The sequence below is a fragment of the Pseudovibrio sp. FO-BEG1 genome (assembly GCF_000236645.1).
GTDB lineage: Bacteria > Pseudomonadota > Alphaproteobacteria > Rhizobiales > Stappiaceae > Pseudovibrio.
Genome location: NC_016642.1, coordinates 1,738,652 through 1,764,654, shown reverse-complemented (window position 1 = coordinate 1,764,654; position 26,003 = coordinate 1,738,652). Strand labels below are relative to the sequence as shown.

24 protein-coding genes are annotated in these 26,003 nt (G+C 52.5%); 13 read left to right on the top strand and 11 right to left on the bottom strand.

Annotated elements, in window-relative coordinates; all coding sequences use genetic code 11:
* Positions 1 to 48: 48 nt before the first annotated feature.
* From PSE_RS08080 to PSE_RS08060, 5 genes are all read right to left on the bottom strand, one after another.
* Positions 49 to 1,098, bottom strand: a complete 1,050-nt coding sequence (locus tag PSE_RS08080; protein ID WP_014284406.1) for an FUSC family protein — start codon at positions 1,096 to 1,098, stop codon at positions 49 to 51.
* An 8-nt stretch (positions 1,099 to 1,106) separates the two neighbouring features.
* On the bottom strand, positions 1,107 to 2,030 hold the full coding sequence (locus PSE_RS08075) for an HlyD family secretion protein (protein WP_208998119.1): 924 nt from the start codon (positions 2,028 to 2,030) through the stop codon (positions 1,107 to 1,109).
* A gap of 353 nt (positions 2,031 to 2,383) precedes the next feature.
* Entirely contained in the window at positions 2,384 to 3,250 is an 867-nt protein-coding gene (locus tag PSE_RS08070) for an NAD(P)-dependent oxidoreductase (RefSeq protein WP_014284404.1), read from the bottom strand.
* A gap of 54 nt (positions 3,251 to 3,304) precedes the next feature.
* On the bottom strand, positions 3,305 to 4,042 hold the full coding sequence (locus tag PSE_RS08065; protein WP_014284403.1) for a crotonase/enoyl-CoA hydratase family protein: 738 nt from the start codon (positions 4,040 to 4,042) through the stop codon (positions 3,305 to 3,307).
* 71 nt (positions 4,043 to 4,113) lie between these two features.
* Positions 4,114 to 5,892 carry an acyl-CoA dehydrogenase gene (locus PSE_RS08060; RefSeq protein ID WP_014284402.1) on the bottom strand — a complete coding sequence of 593 codons (1,779 nt, stop codon included), beginning with the start codon at positions 5,890 to 5,892 and terminating at the stop codon, positions 4,114 to 4,116.
* Between the two features lie 324 nt (positions 5,893 to 6,216).
* Here PSE_RS08060 and PSE_RS08055 point away from each other — a divergent pair, with 324 nt between their 5' ends.
* From PSE_RS08055 to PSE_RS08015, 10 genes are all read left to right on the top strand, one after another.
* Positions 6,217 to 7,206, top strand: coding sequence for an L-threonylcarbamoyladenylate synthase (locus PSE_RS08055; protein WP_014284401.1), 990 nt, complete (start codon positions 6,217 to 6,219; stop codon positions 7,204 to 7,206).
* Positions 7,207 to 7,805: 599 nt separating this feature from the next.
* A complete protein-coding gene (locus tag PSE_RS08050; protein WP_014284400.1) occupies positions 7,806 to 8,726 on the top strand; it encodes a histone deacetylase family protein in 921 nt (306 codons plus the stop codon).
* 35 nt (positions 8,727 to 8,761) lie between these two features.
* The gene (locus PSE_RS08045; RefSeq protein ID WP_008549902.1) at positions 8,762 to 9,013 is read left to right on the top strand and encodes an exodeoxyribonuclease VII small subunit; all 252 of its coding nucleotides are present in this window, start codon (positions 8,762 to 8,764) and stop codon (positions 9,011 to 9,013) included.
* A gap of 782 nt (positions 9,014 to 9,795) precedes the next feature.
* The gene (gene dxs, locus PSE_RS08040; protein ID WP_014284398.1) at positions 9,796 to 11,697 is read left to right on the top strand and encodes a 1-deoxy-D-xylulose-5-phosphate synthase; all 1,902 of its coding nucleotides are present in this window, start codon (positions 9,796 to 9,798) and stop codon (positions 11,695 to 11,697) included.
* A 162-nt stretch (positions 11,698 to 11,859) separates the two neighbouring features.
* Positions 11,860 to 13,212, top strand: coding sequence for an MFS transporter (locus tag PSE_RS08035; RefSeq protein ID WP_208998117.1), 1,353 nt, complete (start codon positions 11,860 to 11,862; stop codon positions 13,210 to 13,212).
* 38 nt (positions 13,213 to 13,250) lie between these two features.
* Positions 13,251 to 13,664 (top strand): hypothetical protein, encoded by a 414-nt coding sequence (locus PSE_RS08030; protein ID WP_037036970.1) that lies wholly within the window; start codon positions 13,251 to 13,253, stop codon positions 13,662 to 13,664.
* A gap of 87 nt (positions 13,665 to 13,751) precedes the next feature.
* The gene (locus tag PSE_RS08025) at positions 13,752 to 14,225 is read left to right on the top strand and encodes a copper chaperone PCu(A)C (RefSeq protein ID WP_208998116.1); all 474 of its coding nucleotides are present in this window, start codon (positions 13,752 to 13,754) and stop codon (positions 14,223 to 14,225) included.
* Between the two features lie 29 nt (positions 14,226 to 14,254).
* Positions 14,255 to 14,857, top strand: coding sequence for an SCO family protein (locus PSE_RS08020; protein WP_008549517.1), 603 nt, complete (start codon positions 14,255 to 14,257; stop codon positions 14,855 to 14,857).
* Positions 14,858 to 14,907: 50 nt separating this feature from the next.
* A complete protein-coding gene (locus PSE_RS27345; RefSeq protein ID WP_162097434.1) occupies positions 14,908 to 15,054 on the top strand; it encodes a hypothetical protein in 147 nt (48 codons plus the stop codon).
* 34 nt (positions 15,055 to 15,088) lie between these two features.
* Positions 15,089 to 15,820: a TlyA family RNA methyltransferase gene (locus PSE_RS08015; protein ID WP_014284394.1), complete on the top strand. Its 732-nt coding sequence runs from the start codon at positions 15,089 to 15,091 to the stop codon at positions 15,818 to 15,820.
* A gap of 64 nt (positions 15,821 to 15,884) precedes the next feature.
* On the opposite strand, the gene PSE_RS08010 is transcribed toward PSE_RS08015, so the two are convergent.
* A complete protein-coding gene (locus PSE_RS08010) occupies positions 15,885 to 17,951 on the bottom strand; it encodes a methyl-accepting chemotaxis protein (RefSeq protein ID WP_014284393.1) in 2,067 nt (688 codons plus the stop codon).
* A gap of 357 nt (positions 17,952 to 18,308) precedes the next feature.
* Here PSE_RS08010 and PSE_RS08005 point away from each other — a divergent pair, with 357 nt between their 5' ends.
* From PSE_RS08005 to PSE_RS07995, 3 genes are all read left to right on the top strand, one after another.
* Complete coding sequence (locus PSE_RS08005) at positions 18,309 to 19,574, top strand: class I SAM-dependent RNA methyltransferase (protein ID WP_014284392.1); 1,266 nt, start codon at positions 18,309 to 18,311, stop codon at positions 19,572 to 19,574.
* Positions 19,575 to 19,713: 139 nt separating this feature from the next.
* The gene (locus tag PSE_RS08000) at positions 19,714 to 20,049 is read left to right on the top strand and encodes a hypothetical protein (protein ID WP_208982313.1); all 336 of its coding nucleotides are present in this window, start codon (positions 19,714 to 19,716) and stop codon (positions 20,047 to 20,049) included.
* A 53-nt stretch (positions 20,050 to 20,102) separates the two neighbouring features.
* Complete coding sequence (locus PSE_RS07995; protein WP_014284391.1) at positions 20,103 to 20,393, top strand: DUF1330 domain-containing protein; 291 nt, start codon at positions 20,103 to 20,105, stop codon at positions 20,391 to 20,393.
* Between the two features lie 28 nt (positions 20,394 to 20,421).
* On the opposite strand, the gene PSE_RS26645 is transcribed toward PSE_RS07995, so the two are convergent.
* From PSE_RS26645 to PSE_RS07970, 5 genes are all read right to left on the bottom strand, one after another.
* Entirely contained in the window at positions 20,422 to 21,159 is a 738-nt protein-coding gene (locus PSE_RS26645) for a trans-aconitate 2-methyltransferase (protein ID WP_008549847.1), read from the bottom strand.
* 155 nt (positions 21,160 to 21,314) lie between these two features.
* Complete coding sequence (locus PSE_RS07985) at positions 21,315 to 21,863, bottom strand: hypothetical protein (RefSeq protein WP_148266111.1); 549 nt, start codon at positions 21,861 to 21,863, stop codon at positions 21,315 to 21,317.
* Between the two features lie 40 nt (positions 21,864 to 21,903).
* On the bottom strand, positions 21,904 to 23,223 hold the full coding sequence (gene ribB / locus PSE_RS07980) for a 3,4-dihydroxy-2-butanone-4-phosphate synthase (RefSeq protein ID WP_014284388.1): 1,320 nt from the start codon (positions 23,221 to 23,223) through the stop codon (positions 21,904 to 21,906).
* 813 nt (positions 23,224 to 24,036) lie between these two features.
* The gene (gene aroC / locus PSE_RS07975; protein ID WP_008549804.1) at positions 24,037 to 25,128 is read right to left on the bottom strand and encodes a chorismate synthase; all 1,092 of its coding nucleotides are present in this window, start codon (positions 25,126 to 25,128) and stop codon (positions 24,037 to 24,039) included.
* Positions 25,129 to 25,308: 180 nt separating this feature from the next.
* Positions 25,309 to 25,935, bottom strand: a complete 627-nt coding sequence (locus tag PSE_RS07970) for a histidine phosphatase family protein (protein ID WP_014284387.1) — start codon at positions 25,933 to 25,935, stop codon at positions 25,309 to 25,311.
* Positions 25,936 to 26,003: the final 68 nt, after the last annotated feature.

The following is a 26,003-nucleotide window of genomic DNA, read 5'->3' as shown; positions in this document are numbered from 1 at the left end:
TGACAATCCACGACGCTGCGCAACGCTTCATACTGCGCGTTTGCCAAGTCACACTCTATCACCGGTCCCGCCTTCACTCTCACTCACCAACCGCTTGATGTCATGCACCTGCCTTCCTTGCCAAACACGCACGGCAAACAACACGGCGATGCTTAGGAAAGCACCAATATATATACCAACGAGCCGATCCAGAACGCCTTCAATGTCGTTGACTGGTCCAGCAGAAGCTAAAGCTGCGACGATAAATGCATATCCGGCCTGCGTTCCTGAATACGCCCAATAAATGGTACTGTGGTGAAGTGAGCAGACAAAGAACAGGGTTCCTGCATATATGGCCAGCCACCAGAAGAATGTCTCGAGACCCAATGCAACAAACAGCAGCCCGAGCCCTCCACCAAGGAGGCAGCCAGCCATTCTGTTTAGGGCAAGTTTTTTGACATCTTCAGCTGGCCCGTAAAGCACAATCAGTGTTGTTATGGTGATCTGTAGCATAGCAACCAGATCATGACCGACGTAAACAACTGGCGCCAGAACAGAGACAACACCTGCAGTTATGCAAAGGGCTATGACCCAACTGCGTTCAACATCATCTAGCTGACGGATTGTGATAGGACCTGCTCCAATGCCGATGGGGCTGTCCTTTGTAAGACTATACATGACGATCGTTGCGCTGCCGATGCCGATGGTTGCAGCAGCACCCCAATCCGTCATGATCGAAAACAGTTGATCGACTTCAACAACGGAGATGTAGAGCGCAAGCATCGCACTGATAGTTCCCAGGAGCCATGCGATGTTGTAGTCGGGGCTTGCCAGTCGCTTGTAAACCGCCAGAGCTGCCAAACCACCAATACTTGCCATTTGCAGAATGGGTACATCTTTGAACAGGATGACAAAAAGGTATCCGACAATCATTCCGATATAGATACCGATTATGCGCTGGCCTCCCTGAAACCAGGCATTACTCCAGTTGGCGTTAGCGACTGTGAGGGCCAACATACCCGACCACCATGGATCATCCACATCCAGAACCAATGCCAGTACTGAGGCCAATGTAATGATCAGGGCAGTTCGAAAGCCGTTGTAGTAATCCAGTTTCATTTCGCCCCTCAATGGAATAGGAAAATGCGCGCATCACCGCCGTGCATCGGTTTGTGCTTTAAGAGAAATTCCCCCATATCAATTTCAACGGGAAATCGTTGGGATAGCCGGACCCAAGCCGTGGTCAGCGGAATGAAGGGAAGAACACGCGGGTTTTCATCCATACGCGAAACTCCACGCCCAATGGATCTAACTGTGCCTTTATGAATGCGATAGGGATCACTGGAGACTTGAAAGTAAACTGTCTGCCCCGGCTTCAATCGTGCAGCATGACGCTCAACCAGATTGGCAATAATCCGCCAATCCGTATTGGTAATCAGCGCTAACTGCGGCACACCTTCCAGAACATAGTTGCCGGGATTGACCGAATACTCGCTCACTACTCCATCAACTGGAGAGGTCAGCGAAGATTTACGCAGGTTATATTGAGCAAGAGCGGTTGCCGCTTGAGCCGCCTCGTAAGTGGCCCGCATCACCTCTACCTGATGTGCTGCTGCGCGTAACATGTCGCGCGCGCTATCAGTTTCCGCGTTCGCTTCTTCAAGAGAAAGACTGATGTTATCAAGCCGTTGCTGGGTTACAAAACCGCTGTTGGTCAGCTCTTCAAAGCGCTGCTGCTGAGCTGCGAGGTTTGCGACTTTAGCGACCGCCGCTGTTACTGCGGCCTCAGCAACCTGAACCTCGGCCTCCGAGCGTCGCAAATTTGCCAGTGCTCTTGCCTCTTCCGCCCGCGTTTGCTGGACTGCAAGGGCGAAGGGTTCCGGATCGATTTGCATGAGCAACTCTCCGGCTTTGACCTGTCTGTTCCGATCCACCGGAACCTCAGTTACGAAGCCAGAAATCTCTGGAGCAACAAGGACGACATCTGCTGAAACGTAGGCGTCTGCTGTGTACGTTAAGAAGTAATCCCAGATGATATAAGCGCTTATCAAAGCGAATATGCTTATGATTACCTTGATTGGCCCACTTAACTGAAAGATGCCAACGGCCACCTCTTATCTCCGTACTCCCAGCATCAGGCTGACCTCGGCAACTTGCTCCCGAAACGCTGGCTTAAGCCCCGATCAAAGCATCGTTAAGAGAGTATGAGAAAGCATATCATTCAGTTTTTTGAAATTCCCCCTCCAGATTCTAACTAGCTAGCAAACACAAAAGTAACCTTTGCTTGATTCACCAAACTCGCATTTTTCATTCCCGGCAGACAACTACAGACCGCAGCAAAAAGGGCATCATGTCACCAAACACGATGCCCTCTCAAACTGATCTTATGTGTCGTTACAGTTGCCTAAGCTTCGATTGCGGCCAGGCTGGCCGGGGCTTCGCTGTCGTCCGGGACGAAGAAGTCCGGCTGCAGGTTGACCTTTGGATTGACGCGGTACTTATCGAAGTCGGTTATGCCGTTTTCAGCTAGCAACGTGTCATCAATGAAGAAGTTGCCGGTGGTTTCGCCGGATGGCTTGGTGAAGATCAGGTGCGCAGCATCTGCCAGAATGTCTGGTGTGCGGCTGGCCTGAACCATCATGTCACCGCCAAGCAAGTTCTGAACTGCAGCGGTTGCGATGGTCGTTCTTGGCCAGAGTGCGTTGACGCCAATCTTTTTGGAGCGCAGTTCTCCTGCCAGTCCCAGCACAACAAGACTCATACCATACTTAGCGATGGAGTATGGCGTGTGGTTTTTGAACCACTTTTCCTGCATATCAAGCGGAGGTGAGAGCATCAGGATGTGTGGGTTCTCAGCTTCCTTCAGATAAGGAATAGCCAGCTTTGAGCAGAGCAATGTGCCGCGCGTGTTGATCTGATGCATGAGATCAAACCGCTTCATGTCGATCTTCTGAACTGGTGTCAGGTTGATCGCACTGGCGTTGTTGACCACGATATCGATGCCACCGAACTTCTCAGCGGCGGCCTTCATGGCGTTGTCGACACTTTCTTCGCTGCGCACATCAACCACGAGCGGTAGTGCCTGACCTCCGGCATCCTCAATCTCTTTGGCGGCTGTATAGATCGTGCCTTCTAGTTTTGGATGCGGTTCTGCAGTTTTTGCGGCGATTACGATGTTCGCACCGTCCTGCGCTGCACGCTTGCCAATCGCGAGCCCAATTCCACGAGATGCACCGGTAATGAACAGCGTTTTACCCTTCAGACTTCCCATGTTCCCCCCAGTTTCTGAGATGGATTGCAGTGCTGAGCACCGCTTCCTAATGGTTTAAGCTTTGCTCATGAACTTCATGAAGGCTTCACGCGCTTCATCGGATTTCAGCAACTCTGCGAAGAGGCCGATTTCCTCGTAGATGCGCTTTTCAAGAGGCTCACGCTTGCCGCGCAGCAACTCTCTGGAGATACACAGTGCATTTTGCGGCTTAGTAGCCACTTTCTGTGCCATGCCGATCACACGCTCTTCCAGCTCATCCGGAGAGACCACGTGATTTACGAAGCCAGCTTCTTTTGCCATTTCAGCAGTGAAGTTTTCACCCAGTGCCAACAGCTCAAACGCCTTGTGGTAACCCATGGTTTCCGGACCAATCAGGGTTGACCCTGCTTCCGGGATGATACCCAGATCGGTGAATGGGGTTTTGAAGAGTGCGTTTTCAGTCGCATAGACCATGTCGAAGTGGAACAGCATGGTGGTGCCGACGCCAATGGCTGGGCCGTCAACGCCTGCGATCACTGGTCTGGATGGCGTGTGGAGCGCACCGAGGAACTTGCCAACACCGCCTGCTTCCAGTCCGTCACCAGACATAGCGGCTTTCAGGAAGTCAGCAATGTCATTGCCTGCCGTAAAAACTCCTGGACGACCAAGCATCACGTGGCAGCGGATGCCTTCATCTTCGGTTTTCAGTGCTTCTGCCATGTCCATGTACATGGCCTGTGTCAGTGCGTTTTTCTTTTCTACGCGGTCCATGCGGATGATCTGGACTGCGCCGTCCCGTTCAATACTGATCATATGTCCCTCCCAAACTAACTGGATGAGGCCTGTACGGCCTCACCTTTAAAATGCGGTGGCCTGTTTTAATTTCAGGCAAGTTCAGCAGCGTCGAATGCAAGGATTGCTTCAGCTGCACGGGTTACATCGTCTTTCAGCGGAGCGCTCTCGCCCAGAACGGTTTCCGCAAAGCTGCGTGCCATGAGGTTACGCGGCTTTTTGAGTGCTTCTGGCGCGCTCTTGGATGCAAGTGCACCTTTGGCCAGCAGGCCAGCCCCCAGCGTGATTCCAGCCAGGCGCAGGTATGGTGTTGCGCCAGCCAGAGCTTCAGAGACCTTGCCATCTGCCTGCGCTGCCAACATCCACTCTGTGGCTGTTTCCAGATCAGCGACTGCTGCATCCAGTTTGGAACCAAGATCACCTAACTCACCGGTGTTGTCTGCGTTCACGCTTGCTGCGATCTCTTTGATTTCGGAGATGAGGCTACGCACCTGATCGCCGCCGGACATTGGCAGCTTGCGCATCACCAGATCGATGGACTGGATGCCGTTGGTGCCTTCATAGATTGGAGCAATACGGGCATCACGCAGGTGCTGTGCTGCACCGGTTTCTTCAATGAAGCCCATACCGCCGTGGATCTGGATGCCGAGCGAAGCAACATCCACGCCGAAGTCGGTGGAGAGTGCTTTTGCAATTGGGGTGAGCAGGCCCGCACGCTCTGCCCAGAACTTCTTCTGTTCTGCATCTGGTGCAAGCTTGGCCATGTCCAGTGCATGCGCACAGGCGTAACAGATCGCGCGGGCAACCTGTGTCTGTGACTTCATGGAAAGGAGTGTGCGCTTAATGTCTGGATGCACTGCAATCGGGTCCATGCCATCGGTCTTTGAACCCACACCACGGCCCTGCTTGCGGTCCAGAGAATATGCCAGCGCTTCCTGGAAAGCGCGCTCTGCGATGCCAAGGCCCTGAACGCCAACCGCGAGGCGGGCATTGTTCATCATGGTGAACATGCATGCCAGACCGCGGTTCTCTTCGCCGATCAACCAACCGATTGCACCGCCGTTGTCACCATAAGACATGGTGCAAGTTGGTGAGCCGTGAATGCCGAGCTTGTGTTCTACACCAGCAACGGTGACATCGTTCTTCTCGCCCAGGCTGCCATCATCATTGACGAAGTACTTTGGAACCGCGAACAAAGAAATGCCACGTGTGCCAGCTGGTGCATCCGGCAAGCGTGCCAGCACCAGATGGATCACGTTATCGGTCATGTCGTGATCACCGTAAGTGATGAAGATCTTCTGGCCGGAGATCTTGTAGGACCCATCCCCAACAGGCTCTGCCTTTGCGCGCAGGGCATTGAGGTCAGATCCTGCATGAGGCTCGGTCAGGTTCATGGTACCTGTCCACTCGCCGCTGGTGAGCTTCTCCAGATACTTGGCTTTCAACTCTGGAGAACCGTGCTTCTCGATGGCCTCCACAGCGCCTGTGGTCAGGGTTGGGCACAGAGTGAATGCCATGCTGCCAGCGTTCCACATTTCGAAGACCGCTACATGGAGCATATTTGGGAGGCCTTGTCCGCCAAACTCCGGATCACCGGTCAGCGCGTTCCATCCGCCCTCACGCCAACGGGTGTACACATCTTTCCAACCCGGTGAGGTTTTTACGCTGCCATCAATCAGCTGAGCCGGGTTCTCATCTCCAACCCGATTGAGTGGTGCAATCTCTTCTTCAGCAAACTTTGCAGCTTCACCCAGAATAGCTTCAATCAGATCATCTGAGAGCTCTTCCTGACCTGGCTGCGCTTGTAGCTGTCCCAGTCCTGCCACTTCTTTCAGCGTGAATGCAATTTCACTTAGTGGTGCACGATACATTTTATACCTTCCTCCCCTTCTGAAGCTGCCTGCCTTGCATGTAGGGCCGGCGAACGGCTTCAGAGATGTGCGTTTGCGGTGTTCCTTGCCGACTATCGGCGGCTGTTCAGCGGACATACGCGTAGTTTCGCGCATATCCTTGTCCGAAAACCGGCACTACGTCTCAGGAACACGCTATAGCGACTTGACGAATTGGCTTTTGCCTATCAAAAGGCCGCTACAGAAATTTTTCCTGTTTGGGACAGTAGTGCGATTAACCTATACGTCAAGCATCCCTTAAAGGCAGGTAGCCCCCTACATTCGTCTTAGTAAGAAAGAAAAGGTATGAAACTCTGGCGCTTAAACCCATCTGATACCCAGTTGGAAGACACGCAAATTTTTCAGGATATTTGCGATGCGCTGAGCGATGGCAAGCTGGTCGCCATACCTACTGAGACGGTTTATGGACTGGCTGCGGATGCCACTAACGGAAAGGCCTGTGCCGGTATATATGAGGCTAAGGGTCGACCTAGTTTTAATCCCCTGATCTCGCATGTAGACAGTCTGGAAGCGGCACAAACCCACGCGTTTTTTGATGACCGCGCTTTGAAGCTGGCAGAAGCATTCTGGCCGGGGCCGTTGACCCTTGTGTTGCCGAAGCTGCCAACCAGTCCGGTTTCTGATTTGGCTGTTGCGGGATTGGAGACCATTGCGCTTCGTGTGCCACGCTCTGCTGTTATGCGCGCCCTGTGCAAGCGGACGGGCCTGCCTTTGGCGGCGCCTTCAGCGAACCTGTCTGGCCGGATCAGCGGCACAACGGCGGAAGATGTTATCAACGATCTTAAAGATCACTTGTCTTACATCATCGATTCAGGTGCGACGCCAGTGGGTGTTGAATCAACCATCGTCTCGCTGGTTGGTGACCGCCCAACTCTGCTGCGCCCAGGTGGCCTTGCGCGTGAGGATGTTGAAGCCGTTCTTGGTGAAAAGCTGGTGCGTGCAGGGACTGATGACAGCGCGCCAATGGCGCCGGGCATGCTGACCTCTCACTATGCGCCCAACTCCCATATTCGCCTGAATGCAGAGGATGTGGCAGCTGGTGAAGCGCTGATTACCTTTGGCAGTGCGCTGCCTGATGGTTCAGACAAGGCGGCCAAGTTGGTTCCCCTAAGCGACTCAGAAGATCTGACTGAAGCTGCCGCCCGTCTGTTTACTGCTTTGCGCCAAGCAGATCTGGGTGAGAACGGAAAAATTGCAGTCATGCCAATCCCTCATCATGGACTGGGCGAAGCTATTAATGACCGGCTGGCACGTGCTGCTGCTCCACGCGATTAAAACGCTTTCAGAGCGCTGAAAACAGACAGCGCTCTGCACTCTTCTTTGCATTTTGCCTACAAACTTCTCCTGCAAGCCGTTGAGAGCACAGGATAACTCCCCCTGAATACTTTGGGTTTATTGTAGAATTCCTTGTATTTATGCAACACATAAAGAATAGGTATTAACCTTTTCTCATTTCACTCAGTGTGAATTCATGGAGCACGCGAATAAACGGCGTGCAAATTTCAAGAATTAGCTCAATATTACAGTCATGTATTTCTTAGAGATGCAGCGGACCTCCCCCACGAGCAACACAGATTGCTCGCACCTTTAATCCGGGGCTGCGTGTCGTACACGCACTCCGGATTTTTCTTGTCTCCATGACCGCTCTCTGGAGCATTCCATAGCGGCATCAACATGGTCATATGCCAGCACCTCATCCCAATTGCCGAGATAAACTGAAGGGTTGCGCAATTGACAGATCACTCCGCATTGTGGAGTGGTATATTTAATTCGCCCAATTTTTCACAGGACTGGATTTAGGTGCCTTCACTTTAGAGTTGGCTGTCGGTTGTGTACCTGATTTCATTTTTTACGGGTTCAATATCTTGAGTACTTTGCTGCTGCACCATCAGGCTTTTTTAAATCACCTTACTCCGCTTGGTCACCCGGAACGGCCAGACCGTTTGCGGGCCATTGATCGCATGCTTGAGAACGAGCGGTTCTTTATGCTGGATCGCGACATCGCACCATTTGGAACATTTCAGGATATTGCCCGGGTTCACAGCTCCGACTACATCAACTCCATCCACAACATGAACCCTGAAGAGGGACTCGTTGATTTTGCTCCGGATACCAATCTTTCCCCTGGTAGTTGGGAGTCTGCGATGCGAGCTGTTGGCGGATCCACGCGCTGTGTAGATGAGGTGATGAGCAAACGGGTTTCCAACGCCTTTGCTGCGTGCAGACCTCCAGGGCACCATGCCGAGACAGCCCTCACCTCCGGTTTCTGCCTGTTCAACAATGCTGCAATTGCGGCGCGCTATGCACAGGATGTTTACGGGCTTGAGCGTGTGGCAATCATGGATTTTGACGTTCACCATGGAAATGGTACTCAAGAGATCTTTTGGGCCGATCCTACGGTGATGTACACCTCCACACACCAGATGCCGCTGTTCCCGGGAACTGGTGCTGTGAATGAAACCGGAGAGCACAACAATATCGTCAATGCTCCACTGACAGCGGGCGATGATGGCACGCAGTTCCGCGAAGCACTGGATTACGCGATTTTGCCTCGCATCCGGGAGTTTTCTCCGGACCTCATCATTATCTCAGCCGGCTTTGATGCGCATGAACGTGATCCACTGGGTGGACTGCGCCTGACTGAGCTGGATTTTGCATGGGCGACTCGCAAGCTCATAGAGATTGCAGATGATTGTTGTGAGGGACGCGTCGTTTCCCTATTAGAAGGTGGGTATGATCTGGAAGGCCTTGCGCGATCCGCTGCTGCTCATGTAATGACATTGATGGATTACTAATTGGGAGCCCCTGTTCCCAACTGAGCGAGGACATATTGGTGACAGAAGAAGCAGCCGGTTCCATTGAAAATCTTAGCTTTGAGCAAGCGTTAGCTGAGCTGGAAACCATTGTTCGCAATTTGGAGCAAGGCAACGTACCGCTGGAAAAGAGCATTGAGCTTTATGCGCGCGGTGAAGCTTTGCGTGAAAAGTGCGACGGTCTGCTCAAAGCTGCCGAAGAGAAGGTGGAAAAAATCCAGATGAACACCTCTGGAAACGCGGTTGGCACAGAAGCGCTGGATAACTAAGAAATTCAGCTAGTCCAGAACAGAAATTCTCGTTTTATCAGTAGTAACTAGAATTTACGCTCTAGTACACGCGTTCATTTTTTCAACAGACCCCGCCTCGAGCGGGGTTTTTGTTTGCCTGTGAAACATCCAGAACACCGATTTACTTCGCTGATAAAAATTTCGTGATAATTAATTATTTAGCCTACTAAATAAAATTGGACAAAAATTACTGAGCACAACACACACTTGTTATTCTATGGGACAGTGAAGTTTTAATTGGAACAATACTTAACTGGAGATATTTCACAGAATATTGTTTCAAGGCAGAGAATACAAAGATCATCATTGATCGTATTACCGACCGGACGGTCTAGTTTAAATTGGTAAGTATTCTTCATTTATCGCGGGTTATTGGCACAGACAAAAAAAAGGGGGCTACGAAAACCGTAGCCCCAAGTCGATCACTGTGCACGTGGCCCCATCGACCACACATTCGACATAGGACGTTTCGTCGCAGATTGCATCACCCCATGGGGTGACAAAAGCGCAATTTGTACTAGCAAATGAAAAAAAATACGTTCTCATCCCCTATTGACAGGGGATTCTTAGGGACATCCCTACAAAAGGACCTAGCATAAACGATCAATTATTCATGACAGGTAATTGCACAGTGGGCAGCCTTGCTATAATCGTGATCAATTACGGAAGACACTTGTCCCGGCCATAATTTGGAACATATACCATGGTCGGTTCCATAGGTGTTAAGCTGCCAGATAGTCAAAAGACTCAAGAAGACCCAGATGTCCCTGCTAGATCAAATTCATAATCCATCTGATCTCAAAAAGGTCCCGGAAGACCGCCTTCAACAAGTTGCTGAAGAGTTGCGTGAGGAGATGGTTGATGCTGTTTCTGTCACCGGGGGCCATTTAGGGGCCGGATTGGGTGTTGTTGAGCTAACTGTTGCGCTCCACCACGTCTTCGACACCCCAAAAGACCGCCTGATCTGGGATGTGGGACACCAATGTTACCCACATAAGATCCTGACCGATCGCAAACAACGTATACGTACCTTGCGTCAGGACGGTGGATTGAGTGGGTTCACCAAGCGTTCTGAGAGTGAGTATGACCCGTTTGGTGCAGGCCACTCCTCTACTTCTATTTCTGCCGGTCTCGGCATGGCTGTTGCCCGCGACCTTGCTGGTGGCGACAACAATGTGATTGCCGTTATTGGTGATGGCGCGATGTCAGCTGGTATGGCTTATGAGGCCATGAACAACGCTGGTGCGTTGAACTCTCGCCTGATCGTTATTCTGAACGACAACGATATGTCGATTGCTCCGCCAGTTGGTGCTCTTTCTGCGAGCCTTGCACGTCTTGTTTCCGGCAAGACCTACACAGGCTTTCGCGAAGCGGCCAAACAGGTGGCAAGCGCGCTTCCAAAACCATTGCAGGAGAAAGCAGCGCAGGCTGAAGAGTTTGCCCGCAGCTTCTTTACGGGCGGTACGCTGTTTGAAGAGCTTGGTTTCTATTACGTTGGCCCGGTTGATGGACACAACCTCGACCACCTATTGCCAGTGCTGAAAAATGTTCGTGATGCCAAAGAAGGCCCGATCCTTGTTCACGTGGTGACGCAAAAGGGTAAGGGTTATCTGCCAGCTGAGAACGCCAGCAACAAATATCATGCGGTTGCCAAGTTTGATGTTGTGACTGGTGAGCAGTCCAAGCCAAAGCCAAACGCGCCGTCTTACACCCGCGTCTTCGCGAATGCGTTGATTGAAGAAGCCAACAAAGATGAGAAGATCGTTGGTATCACCGCAGCAATGCCGGATGGTACTGGTCTGGACGTGTTTGAGAAGGTTCACCCAACCCGTATGTTCGACGTGGGCATTGCAGAACAGCATGCCGTGACATTCGCTGCGGGTATGGCTTCAGAAGGCTACAAGCCGTTCTGCGCGATTTATTCTACTTTCCTTCAGCGTGGCTACGATCAGGTCGTTCATGATGTAGCGATCCAGAAGCTGCCTGTGCGCTTCCCGATTGACCGTGCAGGTCTCGTAGGCGCTGATGGCGCGACGCATGCTGGTTCCTTTGACACTGCTTTCCTCTCCTGTCTGCCGGGCATGGTTGTCATGTCTCCGGGTGATGAAGCTGAGTTGGTGCATATGGTTTCCACCGCTGCAGCTTATGATGAAGGCCCTATTGCCTTCCGCTACCCACGCGGCGAAGGCATTGGCATTGATTTGCCAGAGGTTGGAACTCCACTGGAGATCGGCAAAGGCCGCATCGTGAAAGAAGGCTCTCGCGTTGCTCTGGTTTCCTTGGGTGGTCGCCTGCAGGAAGCGCTTAAGGCAGCGGATACTCTTGATGCAGCTGGTCTTTCCACCACGGTGGCAGATGCACGCTTTGCCAAGCCGCTCGATACCGACATGATTGGCCGTCTTGCAAAAGAGCATGATGTGCTGATTACCATCGAAGAAGGCTCCATTGGTGGCTTCGGCAGTCAGGTGCTGCAGTTCCTTTCTGACAATGGCTTGCTGGATGGCTCACTCAAGGTGCGCAGTATGATCCTGCCGGATGCTTTCCAGGACCACGCAAAGCCGGAAGCCATGTACAAAGATGCAGGACTAGACGCATCAGGGATTGTACATCGCGTCTTTGAAACCCTTGGTAAAGCTGAGGATTTGCCGTTAAGGCTTGTTTAGAACTACTCATTTTTGTTCATAACTCAGCGAAAAAGATAATTGAGGGGTAGCTTCGGCTGCCCTTCTTATTTTCTTTTTGCACATGGCATGTAATGTGACTCCAGTTTTACATTGTTGGCTGGTACGCGCATGATCCTGCTGCTTGCAACTTTTGCGTCCTTAATGTTGTCTACGGCCCTCATTCTTGCAGGGCATGGACTTTCCTCGACGCTTATCCCCCTCAGAGCTGATTTAGCCGGGTTTGGAGACCTCCAGATCGGTCTGATCTCGTCCAGTTTTTACATCGGTTTTGTGATCGGGTGTGTGTTTGGCCCGTTCCTGATCCTACGAGCTGGTCATATTCGTGCGTTTGCTGCGCTGGTATCGTTGATGTCTGGTGCAGCCCTGTTGCACCCTATCCTTCTCGATCCGCTGGCGTGGGCGCTGTTTCGCGTCATTACCGGTTTGTGTTTTGCCGGTATCTTGCTGGTTGTCGAAAGCTGGTTGAATGACCAGGCAACCAATGAGAACCGCGGCACAGTGATGTCGCTCTACATCATCTGCTATCTTGGCGCGACCATGGGTGGCCAGCTGATGGTTGTTGGTTTTGATATCAGCACTTTCGTACCTTTTGCGATTGCGTCCATCTTTGTCAGCATCGCAGTGGTTCCTGTTGCGCTCACCAAAGCCGTGCAGCCAGCGCCGATTACGCTGGTGCGGTTCCGCCCGATCAATCTCTATCAGACGTCAGCTGTGGCACTGATTGGTTGTTTGCTCATCGGTCTTGCCAACAGTTCCATGTGGGCGCTTGCACCTCTGTACGCCAAGCAGATTGGCTACAGCACCAACGAAGCGGCCTATTTTGCGGCGGCCATCGTTTTGGGTGGCGCGATCACGCAGTGGCCGATAGGTCGTCTTTCAGACCGCGTGGATCGTCGTATCATCATCTTGCTACTCGGTTTCACCGCTGCTGCAGCATCTCTGCTGCTCTTTATCCTTGAGAGCGGGAACTTCTGGGGAACTTTCACTATCTTCCTAATGCTGGGCATGGCCAGTCAGCCGACTTACGCGATTGTTGCTGCACACGCCTTCGACTACGTAGAAGCTGAAGATTACGTTGAGACGTCCTCCGGCGTGTTGATGTCGAACGGAATCGGCTCAATGATCGGCCCTACCCTTGCTGCTGGTTTGATGTACAGCATCGGTCCGGAAGGCCTGTTTGTTTGGGTTGCGCTCGTTGAAGTGGCCTTGGCGCTCTTCGTTATCAGCCGCCTGTTCATCCGTCCTGCAGACGAGGCTCTGGAGAAGACAGACTTCGAATACGGTGCAACATCCAACATGGGTGCCGTGCTTACGCCTGATCCGCTAGATATCGAAGATCCTTACGTTATTCCGCCTGAAGAGTTCCCTGCTTATGAACAAGAGGAGGAAGATCCATCAGAAGAAACGGATGATTTGCCAAATCGCAATGATGAGGGTGAGAATCCGCCTACAACTGATGAGACTCAGGATAATTCCAGATTCCCTCCTGGCTAAGTGTAGACACACTCGACGGAAGCAACTAAGAAAGACCCATGGTCAAGCCGCGTAATACATTACATGTACTCAGAAGCGAGCGACACCCGCTTGTCTTGCTTGCCAGCGTTGCGATGCTGGCCCGAGTACTGCTGCTTGTCCTGAGTTTTTCCGGCGCAACGGCTGATCCTTCTGCTGCTGCGCTCATGCAATTGTGTGCCCCTTCGGGGGGCTCGCATATTGCCAAGATCGAAGGCTCGACTCATACCGAAAATCCGCTGGGAATAGGCTGCGATTGCACGTACATGTGCCCGCATACGTCCAAGCAGGCGACTTATTTTTCGATAGAGCCCGAGAACTGGCAGAGCCCTACCCTCGTGGTTGTCGGTTCTCTCTCCCTTGAAAGTGCTCTAGGAAATGTAAAAAGCCTTCGCGGTCATAATTTCCTCATCCGGGCTCCTCCAGTCGTCTAGTTTTTCTTTTCCGATCAACAAAACCTGATTTGACTGTCCTCTACTGCCTATATTTACAGGTAGAGAGCTATTCCTTGGATGGAAATTATGAAAACACGTGCTCTTCTTGTTGCAGCAGCTCTTGTTGCGTTCACCGGTTCTGCTGCTCTTGCGGAAAGCATTCAGCATGGCAACCTGACAATTAAAGATGCCTGGACACGCGCTACCCCACCAAAAGCAAAAGGTGGCGGAGCATTTGTGACTATCACCAACAATGGCAGCGAAGATGCGCGCCTGACCGGTGCAGTGTCCAACTATGCCAAGCGCACTGAAATTCACGAAATGGCCGTGAATGATGGCGTCATGAAAATGCGCAAGCTGGAAGAAGGCGTTGTTATTCCAGCAGGTGAAACCCTTGAGCTGAAGCCTGGTAGCTACCACGTGATGTTCATGGGCCTGAATCAGCCATTCAAAATGGGCGAAGAGCTCAATGTTACTCTGGAATTCGAAAAAGCCGGTCCAGTAGACGTAACTTTCCCAGTTATGAAGATGGGTGCCAAGTCCGGCAAAATGCACCACTAACCAATTGAACTGTGCACGGGTGGAATAAGATGAACGTTGCGAAAACAATTCGATATGGAGCGTGGGCTGCTGTTGCCGTTCTCGTTGCCGCAGTTTCTGCTGTGACGGTAATGAAGTTTGTACAGGACGACGTGCCTCAGGCCGCGACTGTACAGATTGGCGGTCCGTTTGAGCTGGTTGATGGCAAAGGTCAGGTCTTTACCGACAAGAACCTCAATGGCAAACCAACCCTGATGTTCTTCGGTTTCACGTACTGTCCGGATGTGTGCCCAACAACTCTTTCTGACATGCAGGGTTGGATTGAGAATCTGGGCCCTAAGGCAGACGATCTGAACTTCGTTTTCGTCAGCGTTGATCCTGAACGCGATACACCAGACGTGATTGCAGATTATGTTGCAGCGTTTGACACTCGCGTTGTTCCACTGACTGGCTCCGTCGACCAGGTTAAAAAAGTCGTTAAAGACTACCGCGTATATGCGAGAAAAGTACCTCTGGATGACGGTGACTACACCATGGACCATACCGCAGCAGTTTACATGCTGAATGGTGATTTGGATTTCGTGGGAACCATCAGCTATCAGGAACCAGAAGAAACAGCACTTCCTAAAATCAGAAAGTTGCTTGGTAGCTAAGATAAGTTTAGGGTGTCTGAGAATTCAGGCACCCTTTTTTGGATGAAGATATGAAAGATCATGCAGCTCTCTATGCAGGCACAGCCGCCATTGGATTACTGCTGATCGCGGCCACCGCATTTCTTTGGATGCGCTATGGCAATTTGCTTTTCTCTGACAAACTGTTAAATGCACTGGCTGGTTGTTTCGGCTTATAAGCTGAGCTTTCTGAGTTTCCCAGTCAGGTGACATATGCGGCTTGATCAATACCTCGTCGAACATAGCTATTTTGAAACACGTGCCCGGGCACGTGATGCGATCTTGCGCAATACGGTTATGGTGGACGGCAGTCCTGCGAAGAAGCCATCTCAGAAGGTTATTGGTGCTCCGCAAATTTCCATTGATGATCCTGCCTCTGCTTATGTTTCCCGCGCCGCTCTGAAGCTGATCAAAGGACTGGAGCACTTTTCACTCGATCCTGCCGATAAGATCTGTCTGGACATTGGGGCCTCAACTGGTGGCTTTACGCAGGTTCTGTTGGAGCATGGTGCGCAGGTGGTGCATGCGATTGATGTGGGCCATGACCAGTTGGCTGAGAAGATCTCCAATGATCCGCACGTGATCCGCAAAGACGGGCTGAATGCGCGAGAACTCACACTTGAGCACCTTGAAGGAAAGCATCCGGAGTTTCTGGTTTCTGACGTGAGTTTCATCTCGTTGAAGCTTGCCCTTCCTCCTGCTTTGGAACTGGCTGCTGATGGAGCTGTTGGCGTGTTCCTTGTTAAGCCGCAGTTTGAAGCTGGGCGTGAGCGGATTGGCAAAGGCGGTCTCGTTTCAGAAGAGATTGCGCAGGAAATCTCTGTTGAGCTGCAAGAGTGGATGAACGACCAACCTGGTTGGTCAGTTCTGGGAATTACCACCTCCCCCATCAAAGGTGGAGACGGGAATGTTGAGTACCTGATGGCTTGCCGGAAGCAATCGTAGCTCACATTCTGAAAGCCTCTCTCACACCTGAATGATCCGAGAGAGGCTGTTGTTGTCTTTTAGCTTAAGCGCGCAGTTGGGAGACGAACCCTTCGACGCGACCTTTCAGCTCATCAGCAAGTTCAGTCAGGTCTACAGACGCCTTCTTCACGCTGGAGGCCGAGGTGCTGGTGTCTTCGGCAGCCTTTTCGATGTCATTTACGTTGGCAAATACTTCTCTGGTTCCATTGGATGCCAGTTCCGCACTGCGGGCAATCTCGCTTGTGGCGACACCCTGCTCCTCAACAGCGGCAGCAATGTTGGATGCCACTTCATCCAGTTCGCTGATCGTCTTTGAAATACCGGCAATCTCATCAACTGCACCTTGCGTTGCCTCCTGAACGCTGCTGATTTGCTCAGCAATGCTCTGCGTAGCTCGGCCTGTCTGGTTGGCGAGGTCTTTCACCTCGTTGGCCACAACAGCAAAGCCTTTGCCAGATTCACCGGCACGCGCCGCCTCAATGGTGGCGTTGAGTGCAAGAAGGTTGGTCTGATCAGCAATGGCGTTGATGATGTCGATCACTTCACCAATCTTGAGCACCGCTTCGGAGAGACCACGAACTGTCACGTTGGTTTGTTCTGACTTAGAAACTGCCACAGCAACAGTTCTGGAGGCCAGATCAACCTGAACGCCGATCTCACGAATGGAGGCCGTCAGTTCTTCTGCCGCGGAGCTCACGGTTTGCACGTTTACAGACGTTGCCTCGGCTGCGCTTGCTCCAGCTTGAGCCCGGGATTGGGCCTTGTTTGCAGCAGGTTCCAAAACATCTGCATGAGACTTCATGTCGGATGCTGCTGAAGAAACTGTCTCAACAACGCTGCCAACACTCTTTTCAAAGTCGGTGACGATCTTTGTTCGGGTTGCCTTTTCAGCGGCGATGCGTTTGGCTTCCTGTTCCTTCTTGTCCGCCTCCATCTCTTTGACTTTGATAGCGTTGTCTTTGAAGACACGGACGGCGGTGATCATGTCAGAGATCTCATCCTTCTGACGACGCTCCAGAATATCAGCTTCCAGATTACCTGATGCCAGTTCTCCCATGACATGCGTGAGGGAGGAGATCGGCTTGCTCAGAGAGTTGGCAAAGATCCATGCACCAAGGGCTGCCAGCACTGCGAGTATTGCGCCCAGAACAGAAACCAGCGAGAACATTTGGTTTGATGCTTCGAGGATTTTGCTGCGGGGGATAGTGATGACCAGCAGCCAAGGCTTTTCTGTTTTCGCAATGCTGATCGGAACGCCAACCTGCAGCATCTCAACACCCCGGACCAAGGTGTTGGGAAGAATGCTGGTGTGCTTTGAGCTTAGCGGCTCCAGAACAGCCTCTGAGAACCCTGCAGAGCTGGCTGACTTTGTTACGAGCTCACTGTCAGGGTGGGAGACGATGGTGCCGGAGGAGCTGACCAAGGTAAGGTATCCCTCTTCATAGGGGCGCATCTCGTTCAGTCTTTCCTGAATAGCAGAGAGTGCGATGTCTACACCGGCAACACCATCTCTGGCGCCAAATCCATCCACCGGCACAACAAGGGATGTGATGAGGGTTTCAATGCCGCCAACTGAGTAGGTGTACGGCTCCAGAATGACTTCTGTCCCGCTTCGTTGAGCGAGCAGGTAGTAGTCCCCTGCTCCATCCTTGTCGTAGTCAACAAGTGCTTCGCGGTCGATCTGGCCACCGGAACGGAACCAGTACGGGATGAACCGTCCGGTTTTGTCGTGATACGGCTTGCCTGCAAAGTCCTGATCCTTGCCGTCAAATGCATCCGGCTCCCAGGCTGCCCAACTGCCGATCAACTGGCTGTTGCTTTGAAGGACGCTTTTCAGGATGTCAGCAGAAGCAACGCGGTCTGCGCTCTCGCTCTTTCTGAGCACATCAAGGGAATTTGCTGTGTTTCTGACCACTGCGAAGGATTGGTCCAGTTCAGCTTTAACAGCTGCAGCGCTTTCCTTTGCAATTTCGTTTGAGAGCTTAATCGCTTGCTCTTCAATCACACCAGCACCGATGAACAGGACGGAGCCCGACGAGGCAATCATCGATACCAGTGCAATCACAACAACCCAAAATGTCAGTTTCCCTTTTAATTTCAAAGACGGCATCGAAAACTCCTGCTGAACATTGCCGATATTTTTATTGGGAAGTTTGCAGCTCTAGACTGTACGTCTTCACGCATGCAACTCGCATTCAGCTGGGAAATCGATCAAATAAGAAAACAAAAAGTTTATTTTTGAGAGCATTTTAAATGCATCAGTAGATTCATCTGAAAAACAGAAGAGAAAAAGCTTTTCATGGTGCCTCTACGTCGACTTTCCACATTACCCTTGCGTCACACAGCAAGGTTTCCTCTAGATCAGATACAAGAGATAGAATCGACTCTCGCTGGCTCAGACGCGGATCGCTGAACTTCATGAGATCAAGCATTGCATGTGTCCCTGCAGCGCTGTAAACGCAGTGCCATGTCTAAGAAGCCTGAAGCCACTGTAGAAACCCTTCGTATCGCCCGCCTTGCCCACAAAGGGGATGGCGTTGTTGAGAGCGAAGCCGGACAGATCTTTATTCCCTATACCCTCGAAGGCGAGCTTGTGAGCGCCAAGGTGCAGGGACCACGTGCGGAACTGAAAGAAGTTATAGAGCCGAGTGCGCATCGTGTTGCGCCAGTGTGTAAGCATTACGGCACATGTGGTGGCTGTTCGCTACAGCATATGGATGAGGCTTCCTATAAGGAGTTCAAACGACAGCAGGTGGTTGATGCCCTTGCCTCCCGCGGCATCGAGAGCGCGGTTGAGGATGTTGTTGTCTGCGACAAGGGCAGCCGTCGCCGTGCTGTGTTTGCGGCGGTTAAGGCAGGACACAAAGTTCTGTTTGGCTATCACACCGCGAAATCCAATCGTCTCGTGGACATTGAAGAATGTCCGGTAATTGCACCCGAAATCATGAAGGCCGTGCCGGGCCTGCGCAGACTTGCAGGCGACGTGCTGCCGCGCAAAGGTGAGCTGAAGTTCACCGTGACCACGACACAGAGTGGTCTTGATGTGGCGATTACCGGCCTTGGCAAGAACAAGGACAAGCATTACCTGCAGCTTTCTCAAGGGGCCGTTGAGAATGACCTTGCTCGCCTGACCGTTGATGGCGAGACAATCATCGAGATCCGTCCTCCTCTGCTGGACATGAGCGGCGCAGCTGTTCCAATCCCTGCTGGTGGATTTATTCAGGCGGCTCTTAGTGCAGAAAACACCATGGGTGATCTGCTGGCAGAAGGCCTTAAGGGCTGCAAGCGTGTAGCGGATCTTTTCTGCGGCGCTGGAACGCTCACGTTCAAGATTGGTCAGTTTGCCAATGTGCATGCGGTAGAGGGGGAAGCTTCCTCTCTGAAAGCCCTTGATCTGGGTCTGCGTCGTGCCAAGGGCCTTAAGAAGGTTACCACTGAGCGCCGCGATCTGTTCCGCCGCCCTATCGTTGCCAAAGAACTGGACAACTTCGGTAAAGGCTATGACGGCGTAGTGTTTGATCCGCCGCGTGCTGGTGCACTTGCACAGGCGCAGGAGCTGGCCAAGTCTCCGGTGAAGAAGATTGTTGCGGTTTCCTGTAGCCCAGCCAGCTTTGCCCGTGACATGCGCGAATTGCTGGATGGTGGCTATGAGATCAAACGCGTGGTGCCGATTGATCAGTTCCTCTACTCCCCTCATGTGGAAGTGGTTGCTCTGCTGGAGCGCAGCGCTTAAGCCCTTTTGTGAAGGCGGCGGGTTACCTACAGTTTGCCGTCTTCCCTGAATTTTGAATACCTGCCCTCCCTTTGAAAGCACGTGTTACCGAAGCTTCACGACCTGTGCGTATACTTTGCCGTGTTGGTAACGTGAACGGGTGGTCGAGCTATTGATCAAGGGCCTTTCGGTTTTTGCTGCTATCATTTGCATTGTGCTGGGCCTGCTGACGGTCTGGACCCCTATTCCAACGGGTGTGCCTCTGCTTGCCCTGGGCGCCGTGCTGTTGATTGCCAGTAGTCGCCGTTTTGCGAAGTTTGTGCGACGGCACCGGAAGAACTTCGTCTGGCTCAATCAGGCTCTGCATTGGATTGAAGTGCGGTCCAGCGGGCGGTTCAAGAAAATCATCAGACGGACACGCCCGCGCTACTTCAAGAAGCGTCAGGGCAAGGGGCAGTCTTCACCTAAAGATAATGGTACTAAGTCTGCCGCGTAATTTTACAGCACAACCAAATCAGATAGGCTCTTTTCCAGTTACAGGAGAAGTGTATGCCAGCTTACGTCATTGTTGATACAAAAATTGAAGATCCCATCGCCTACGAGGATTACAAGGCTCAGGCTCGTCCGATTGCAGAAAGCTATGGTGGTGTTTACCGGGCCCGTGGCGGTGATATGGATGTGATCGAGAGCGATTTATGGACACCGCACCGGCTGGTGATTGTTGAGTTCCCCAGCATGGAGAAAGCGCAGGCCTTTCTCAGCAGCCCGGAGTATGCCCCTGTTGCCAAGATCCGTCATGCTGCGGCCAAGTGCAGCCTGACCATTATTGATGGCATCTAATTGACTGGTGGCTAATCGGTAATGCTGACTAGTTGCTCAGGCCACCGCTGACGATGATGTAAGGCGCAGCATCGTTGAGGTTCAGAGCAGACCAATCGCCATAGGAGGCTGTTGCGTGCAAGCCGACAGCTTCCAGCAGATGGCGGATATGGTCGCGGTGCACGAAGCGGCGCATGTTGTTCTTTGAGTAATGCTGACCATCACTGTCGTAGTGGGTCTGCATATGGACAAGGCCGTTTTTGTCTGGTCCGGACGTATCCTGCCACAGCGATACGCGTTGCCCTGCTACCGAGCGAACCATGGTTGGTTTGCTCTTCTGGCCCCACTTCTCCCAAGGACGCGACTTCGGGTTTTCCATGCCGAATGCGAATTTGCCAGTTGGTTTCAGGTGGGAAGCGATGGTTTGTAGGACGAGGATCTGATCGGTGTTGGTTGCGAAGGCCTGGAAAGCGTTTCCGGTGATAATGATGCGGTCGAACTTCTGATTGAGGTGAACCGTTCGGGCATCTGCCTCTAACCATGTCACCGCATCTGTACGCTTCACAGCTTGTGCGATTTTCTTCGGATTTCGGTCGACCCCAACAACGTTTACGTCCTGCTGTGACAGGGCGTTGGACAGTGCTCCTGTGCCGCAGGCGATTTGCAAAACGCTACCGCCTGGTGTGCAGGCAAAGTTGAACAGGTAATCATCATCAGCTCCCCAATCTTTGTCCAGACTAGTAAAGCTGCAGGTGTTGCTCTCCATATCCGTGCGATTTAGCTGCATGATCATTGCCTTCCGGGTCCTGTCCTTCCTAATAAAAGTTAGGTTAAGAGTGTTAACGTCTTGTAACAGGATAGGCGGATTTACGGCTAAACGAAGATTTATGAGGTATTTAATCTGCCTAATGATTGTTTATAGATCTGTGTTGCAGATAAACATCATGCTCCTCGCCAGAACTGTCTAGTTCTTTGCAGCAGGATCTCAGAGTCACATGCGAGCAAATGCAAATCCACTTCAAGTACTGGCGTATTCGACTTGGCTTGCTTCAATCGCCAGTTCTTTCGCATGGCCAATCGGGTCAGGGATTGCGGCTCTTTTTGAACGAAACACTCTTCTAACGAGCGATTGAACTGGATACGCAACTGGTTGAATTCCATCGTACGAACAGCAGTCGTGTAGATGGACAGTTCGGAGATGGCTGACCAACGCACGACGCCGAGGCGTTCCAGGTACAGGCCGGTGTCGTTGGCGGCCATTTGAGGACGTTTGTCTATAAACGGGTAATGCCAGTAAACGCTCAGGAAGACGGGAAGTGAGGCCAGTGCCGGGATGAGAGAACCACTGACGATGCCGGTTCCCAGCAGGGCAGCGCCTAAGAGCAGGCTGCCATAGACGACAGGTTCCCCTGTGCCCTTTTTGTATCCCAGTGTGAATGGTTCAGCCGAGCTTTGCTCTTCCTGCCATGGGTCAAGATCAAACTGAGACATGCCCCCGCCACTCTCCATATTGCGCCGGGGGCTAAACTTGTTAGTCCGCCGGGGTTTCCGTTGCTTCCACTTTCAGGCCAAAACCTTCCAGGCCGACATAGTGGCGCTCACGTGAAGCGATAACGCGGATGGAGTTTGCACCCAGATCTTTCAGGATCTGCGCACCAAGGCCAACTTCGCGCCAGTCTTCAGAGCGGCCCTGTGCAGACTCATGCTGCTCATTTTCAGCCGCTTCCAGACCATCGCGATGACGGTTGGACTTGCTGGCAACGCCTACCGCACCTTCACGCAGGTAAACAATAATGCCTCGGTCTCTTTCCGCAAAGTCTTCCATGATTGCTTCCAGAGGTTTGGTTTGCCCAAAAACGTCATCGAGAACGTTTTCCAGATGCAATCTGACAGGAATATCCTGACCATCGCGGATGTCGCCGTAAACCAGCGCCAAGTGGCCAACATTGTCGAACGGAGTAGAATACACGATGGCGCGTGCCTTGCCTGCTGTGGTGTCCACGTCGAACTCATCGATACGGCTGACGAGGTTTTCGTGACGCTGACGCCATGCGATCAGATCCGCAACGGAGACCATCTTCAGGTTATGCTCTTTTGCAAAAGCTTCCACCTGCTCACCGCGTTTTACGGTGCCGTCGTCGTTGACCAGCTCACTGATCACGCCAACTTCCGGCAGGCCGGTCAGCTTACACAGGTCGACAGCCGCTTCGGTGTGGCCGGAGCGCATGAGGACACCGCCCTCTTTGGCAACCAACGGGAAGATGTGGCCTGGACGGACAAAGTCCGCAGCGCCAGCGTTTGGATTGGCAAGGCCGCGAACGGTTGCACAGCGCTGTTCTGCGGAGATGCCAGTGGTCAGGCCCGGTGCGTAATCGACGGAAACGGTGAAGGCAGTTGCCAGTGGGGCGTCGTTGTTGGCGACCATAGGCTCAAGGTGCAGGCGCTTGGCTTCTTTCAGCGTCATTGGAGCACAGACGATGCCAGAGGTGTGGCGAATGATGAACGCCATCTGTTCCGGGGTGATCATGTTGGCCGCTACAATGAGATCGCCTTCGTTTTCACGATCGTCATCGTCGGTCACAACAACCATCTCGCCGTTTTCGAACGCGCGCAGGGCTTCGGCTACTCTTGTTTGAGACACGACGTACTCCTTGTTTTCTTTTAGTCCGAGAAAATCGTTAGGGGTCACCTGATGGCCCGTCGCCTCAGCGATCTTCTGGGCCATCTCCCGAGAAATCCATGCGCTTGGGTCGTTGCACAGTGCGGTTACAGATGCAGGAGACAAGCCAGCACGACGTGCAAATGCACTTCTGCTTTCACCATTGTCTTCCAGCCATTCAGTCAAGCGCATAATCCTAGCCCCTTGGCCTTGCAATTTTCAGTGATACTGAAATCGCGCTTTTAAACTCGGAAATCAAGGGGCAAATGGAAAAAAGCTTACCGCTTTCTACCTAGGTCGTATGTAAGTGCTCTGTTGAGGTGAATAAACGGTTTGCGGCTTTGTATATCTGCGCTCAGCGGGGCTCCCTCACCCTGCCTGCCTCTTGATGCAAACGAACAAGCACCAATAGCACCACATGGCAATCCATGCAGTGGTGAAACAGAATTCCCGAAAGTCGGGAGGAGCAAGGCGGCAGGCAACACCTGCGCATTGAGTTCGTAATAGAGTCTTCGGCATTGGCTACGCGCCTTGCCCGGGCATTTTGGTATGGCCAACATCGCCTCTTATCCTGAAAGACACGATAGCCGGTTTCCCGGAAAGACAACGGCTTTGCTCAGATAAGTTTCCGTATCCGAACAGGTCCGCTGCCTATGATATGGCCAGTCTGGCTGGTCCATATCACTGCGTGATGCCCTTCAGGCTTGGGCCCTTCCTCTCAGACCATGCAGTCACGCCTGAAAATCGGTGCCACCGGACCACCAGAAGATGCGTTACCTCTCCTGACAGCCCCACCCAGCCCACGACACGCTGACGGACGGTCCGCCAGCTGCCCGTCACGTGGGCATGGGATTAGTATGTGCGCATAACTGAGCGAGGGGGATAAGATTTTTTCACCATCACACGTCTCAAAGACATCTTGCATAAGCGCGGGGAGCAACAAAAAAGGCGCCGGTTGTACCAGCGCCTTTTCAATCAGAATGAAATCAGAGGTTGAGATTCTTTTTAGCGCTCGCCGCACTGACCTCTGTCGCGCAGGACGTGATCGGCCAGAACGCACGCCATCATGGCTTCGCCAACTGGTACTGCACGAATACCAACGCACGGATCGTGACGGCCCTTGGTCATCACGTCCACCTCTTCACCGCTACGGGTGATGGATTTGCGTGGTGTGAGGATGGAAGAAGTTGGCTTCACTGCAAAACGAACCACCACAGGCGCACCAGAGGAGATGCCACCGAGGACGCCGCCAGCCTGATTGGAGAGGAACTCCGGCTTGCCATCTTCGCCCATGCGCATTTCGTCTGCGTTTTCTTCACCAGTGAGGCAAGCTGCTTCAAATCCGTTGCCGATCTCGACGCCCTTCACAGCATTGATGGACATCATGGCGGATGCCAGATCCTGATCGAGTTTGCCGTAAAGTGGCGCGCCCAGACCGACTGGAACGTGCTCTGCGACCACTTCGATCACCGCGCCAATGGAAGAGCCGTCTTTGCGGATACCATCGAGGTACTCTTCAAAGAACTTTGCTGCTTCAGCATCCGGGCAGAAGAACGGGTTGTTGTGAACCTCGTTCCAATCCCAGTTGTCGCGATTGATCTTGTGCGGGCCCATCTGCACCAGAGCGCCGCGGATCAGGATGTTTGGAATGACTTTGCGTGCCAGACCACCAGCCGCTACGCGCGCTGCAGTTTCGCGGGCGGAAGAACGGCCACCACCGCGATAATCACGGATGCCGTACTTTGCATCATAAGCGTAATCAGCATGGCCCGGGCGGTAGCGCTCTTTGATCTCGGAGTAGTCTTTGGAGCGCTGGTCAGTATTCTCAATCATCAGGGAGATGGGCGTGCCGGTCGTGCGCTGCACGCCGTCTTCGTCCACCATCACACCAGAGAGAATTTTCACCTGATCCGGCTCACGGCGCTGGGTCGTAAACTTGTTTTGTCCCGGCTTGCGCTGGTCCAGATACACCTGAATCTCTTCTGCTGTAATTGGGAGCAGAGGCGGACAACCATCGACAACGCAGCCAAGCGCTGGTCCGTGGCTCTCGCCCCAAGTCGTTACGCGAAACAGATGACCAAAGGTGTTGTGGGACATGTTCTAGTGGTTCACTTTTAGAGCATGAGCACGCCCACATTCGTCGACTCTCTTCAATCGAACGGAACGTACTCTGGAAATTAAAATGGTTTTAGGAGGGTTCTCGCAAGAGGTCAATTGAGAGCCTTGCAGCACTTGCGTCAATTTCCCAAAAGAACAGTCAGATTTTGGACTTGTTCTTCAGATCCAGGCTTCTGATCCATCGCGCCAGAGCAGGAACTGGTCCTGCGGGGTGTCCAGATCAGGGATTTCGGCTGGAGCGTATCCGCAGAGCAGGCCGCGCAGAACGCGCATGACCACACCGTGAGCGACGATGATCATGGGGTCTTTCTGCTCGGACATCCATTCGGCGATGCGGTCGGAGACCATTTTGTAGCTTTCGCCCTCCGGATGAACGTAACCCCATTTGTCTTCACGACGCATACGGATGACTTCGGGACGTTCAACCATCATTTCAGGAACTGTCATTCCCTCCACGTTGCCAAAGGTGATTTCACGCAAGCGCTCATCGACTTTGTAGTCGTTGGGATCCAAGCCCATTTCCTTGCGCAGGATCTCCATGGTCTCGCGGGCGCGGATCATCGGGGAGCAGACAAAGATGAAATCATCTGGGGTTTTGCCTAGATCGACGAGGAAGTCTTTCATTACCATGCCATTGCGACGGGCCTGCTTGCGGCCAGTGTCGTTGAGCGGGATGTCCTGACCGCCCTGCATGCGCCCTTCCAGGTTCCAGTCGGTTTGTCCGTGACGCACATAAAGCAGCGGAGTTGGTGTGATCTTCGCGAGGGGCATCAACGAACCTGTCATTCCATGGGCCTTTGGCAATAGTTTAGTCGGCAACCGATTTGTAACGGCTTCTTACGAGGTAGATGTGT

What these genes read in the sequence shown, in the direction of transcription:
- PSE_RS08080 (WP_014284406.1), bottom strand. Translation starts at nt 1,098, where the DNA reads ATGAAACTGGATTACTACAACGGCTTTCGAACTGCCCTGATCATTACA.
- PSE_RS08070 (WP_014284404.1), bottom strand. Translation starts at nt 3,250, where the DNA reads ATGGGAAGTCTGAAGGGTAAAACGCTGTTCATTACCGGTGCATCTCGT.
- PSE_RS08065 (WP_014284403.1), bottom strand. Translation starts at nt 4,042, where the DNA reads ATGATCAGTATTGAACGGGACGGCGCAGTCCAGATCATCCGCATGGAC.
- PSE_RS08060 (WP_014284402.1), bottom strand. Translation starts at nt 5,892, where the DNA reads ATGTATCGTGCACCACTAAGTGAAATTGCATTCACGCTGAAAGAAGTG.
- PSE_RS08055 (WP_014284401.1), top strand. Translation starts at nt 6,217, where the DNA reads ATGAAACTCTGGCGCTTAAACCCATCTGATACCCAGTTGGAAGACACG.
- dxs (WP_014284398.1), top strand. Translation starts at nt 9,796, where the DNA reads ATGTCCCTGCTAGATCAAATTCATAATCCATCTGATCTCAAAAAGGTC.
- PSE_RS08035 (WP_208998117.1), top strand. Translation starts at nt 11,860, where the DNA reads ATGTTGTCTACGGCCCTCATTCTTGCAGGGCATGGACTTTCCTCGACG.
- PSE_RS08030 (WP_037036970.1), top strand. Translation starts at nt 13,251, where the DNA reads ATGGTCAAGCCGCGTAATACATTACATGTACTCAGAAGCGAGCGACAC.
- PSE_RS08025 (WP_208998116.1), top strand. Translation starts at nt 13,752, where the DNA reads ATGAAAACACGTGCTCTTCTTGTTGCAGCAGCTCTTGTTGCGTTCACC.
- PSE_RS08020 (WP_008549517.1), top strand. Translation starts at nt 14,255, where the DNA reads ATGAACGTTGCGAAAACAATTCGATATGGAGCGTGGGCTGCTGTTGCC.
- PSE_RS27345 (WP_162097434.1), top strand. Translation starts at nt 14,908, where the DNA reads ATGAAAGATCATGCAGCTCTCTATGCAGGCACAGCCGCCATTGGATTA.
- PSE_RS08015 (WP_014284394.1), top strand. Translation starts at nt 15,089, where the DNA reads ATGCGGCTTGATCAATACCTCGTCGAACATAGCTATTTTGAAACACGT.
- PSE_RS08010 (WP_014284393.1), bottom strand. Translation starts at nt 17,951, where the DNA reads ATGCCGTCTTTGAAATTAAAAGGGAAACTGACATTTTGGGTTGTTGTG.
- PSE_RS08005 (WP_014284392.1), top strand. Translation starts at nt 18,309, where the DNA reads ATGTCTAAGAAGCCTGAAGCCACTGTAGAAACCCTTCGTATCGCCCGC.
- PSE_RS07995 (WP_014284391.1), top strand. Translation starts at nt 20,103, where the DNA reads ATGCCAGCTTACGTCATTGTTGATACAAAAATTGAAGATCCCATCGCC.
- PSE_RS26645 (WP_008549847.1), bottom strand. Translation starts at nt 21,159, where the DNA reads ATGCAGCTAAATCGCACGGATATGGAGAGCAACACCTGCAGCTTTACT.
- PSE_RS07985 (WP_148266111.1), bottom strand. Translation starts at nt 21,863, where the DNA reads ATGTCTCAGTTTGATCTTGACCCATGGCAGGAAGAGCAAAGCTCGGCT.
- ribB (WP_014284388.1), bottom strand. Translation starts at nt 23,223, where the DNA reads ATGCGCTTGACTGAATGGCTGGAAGACAATGGTGAAAGCAGAAGTGCA.
- aroC (WP_008549804.1), bottom strand. Translation starts at nt 25,128, where the DNA reads ATGTCCCACAACACCTTTGGTCATCTGTTTCGCGTAACGACTTGGGGC.
- PSE_RS07970 (WP_014284387.1), bottom strand. Translation starts at nt 25,935, where the DNA reads ATGACAGGTTCGTTGATGCCCCTCGCGAAGATCACACCAACTCCGCTG.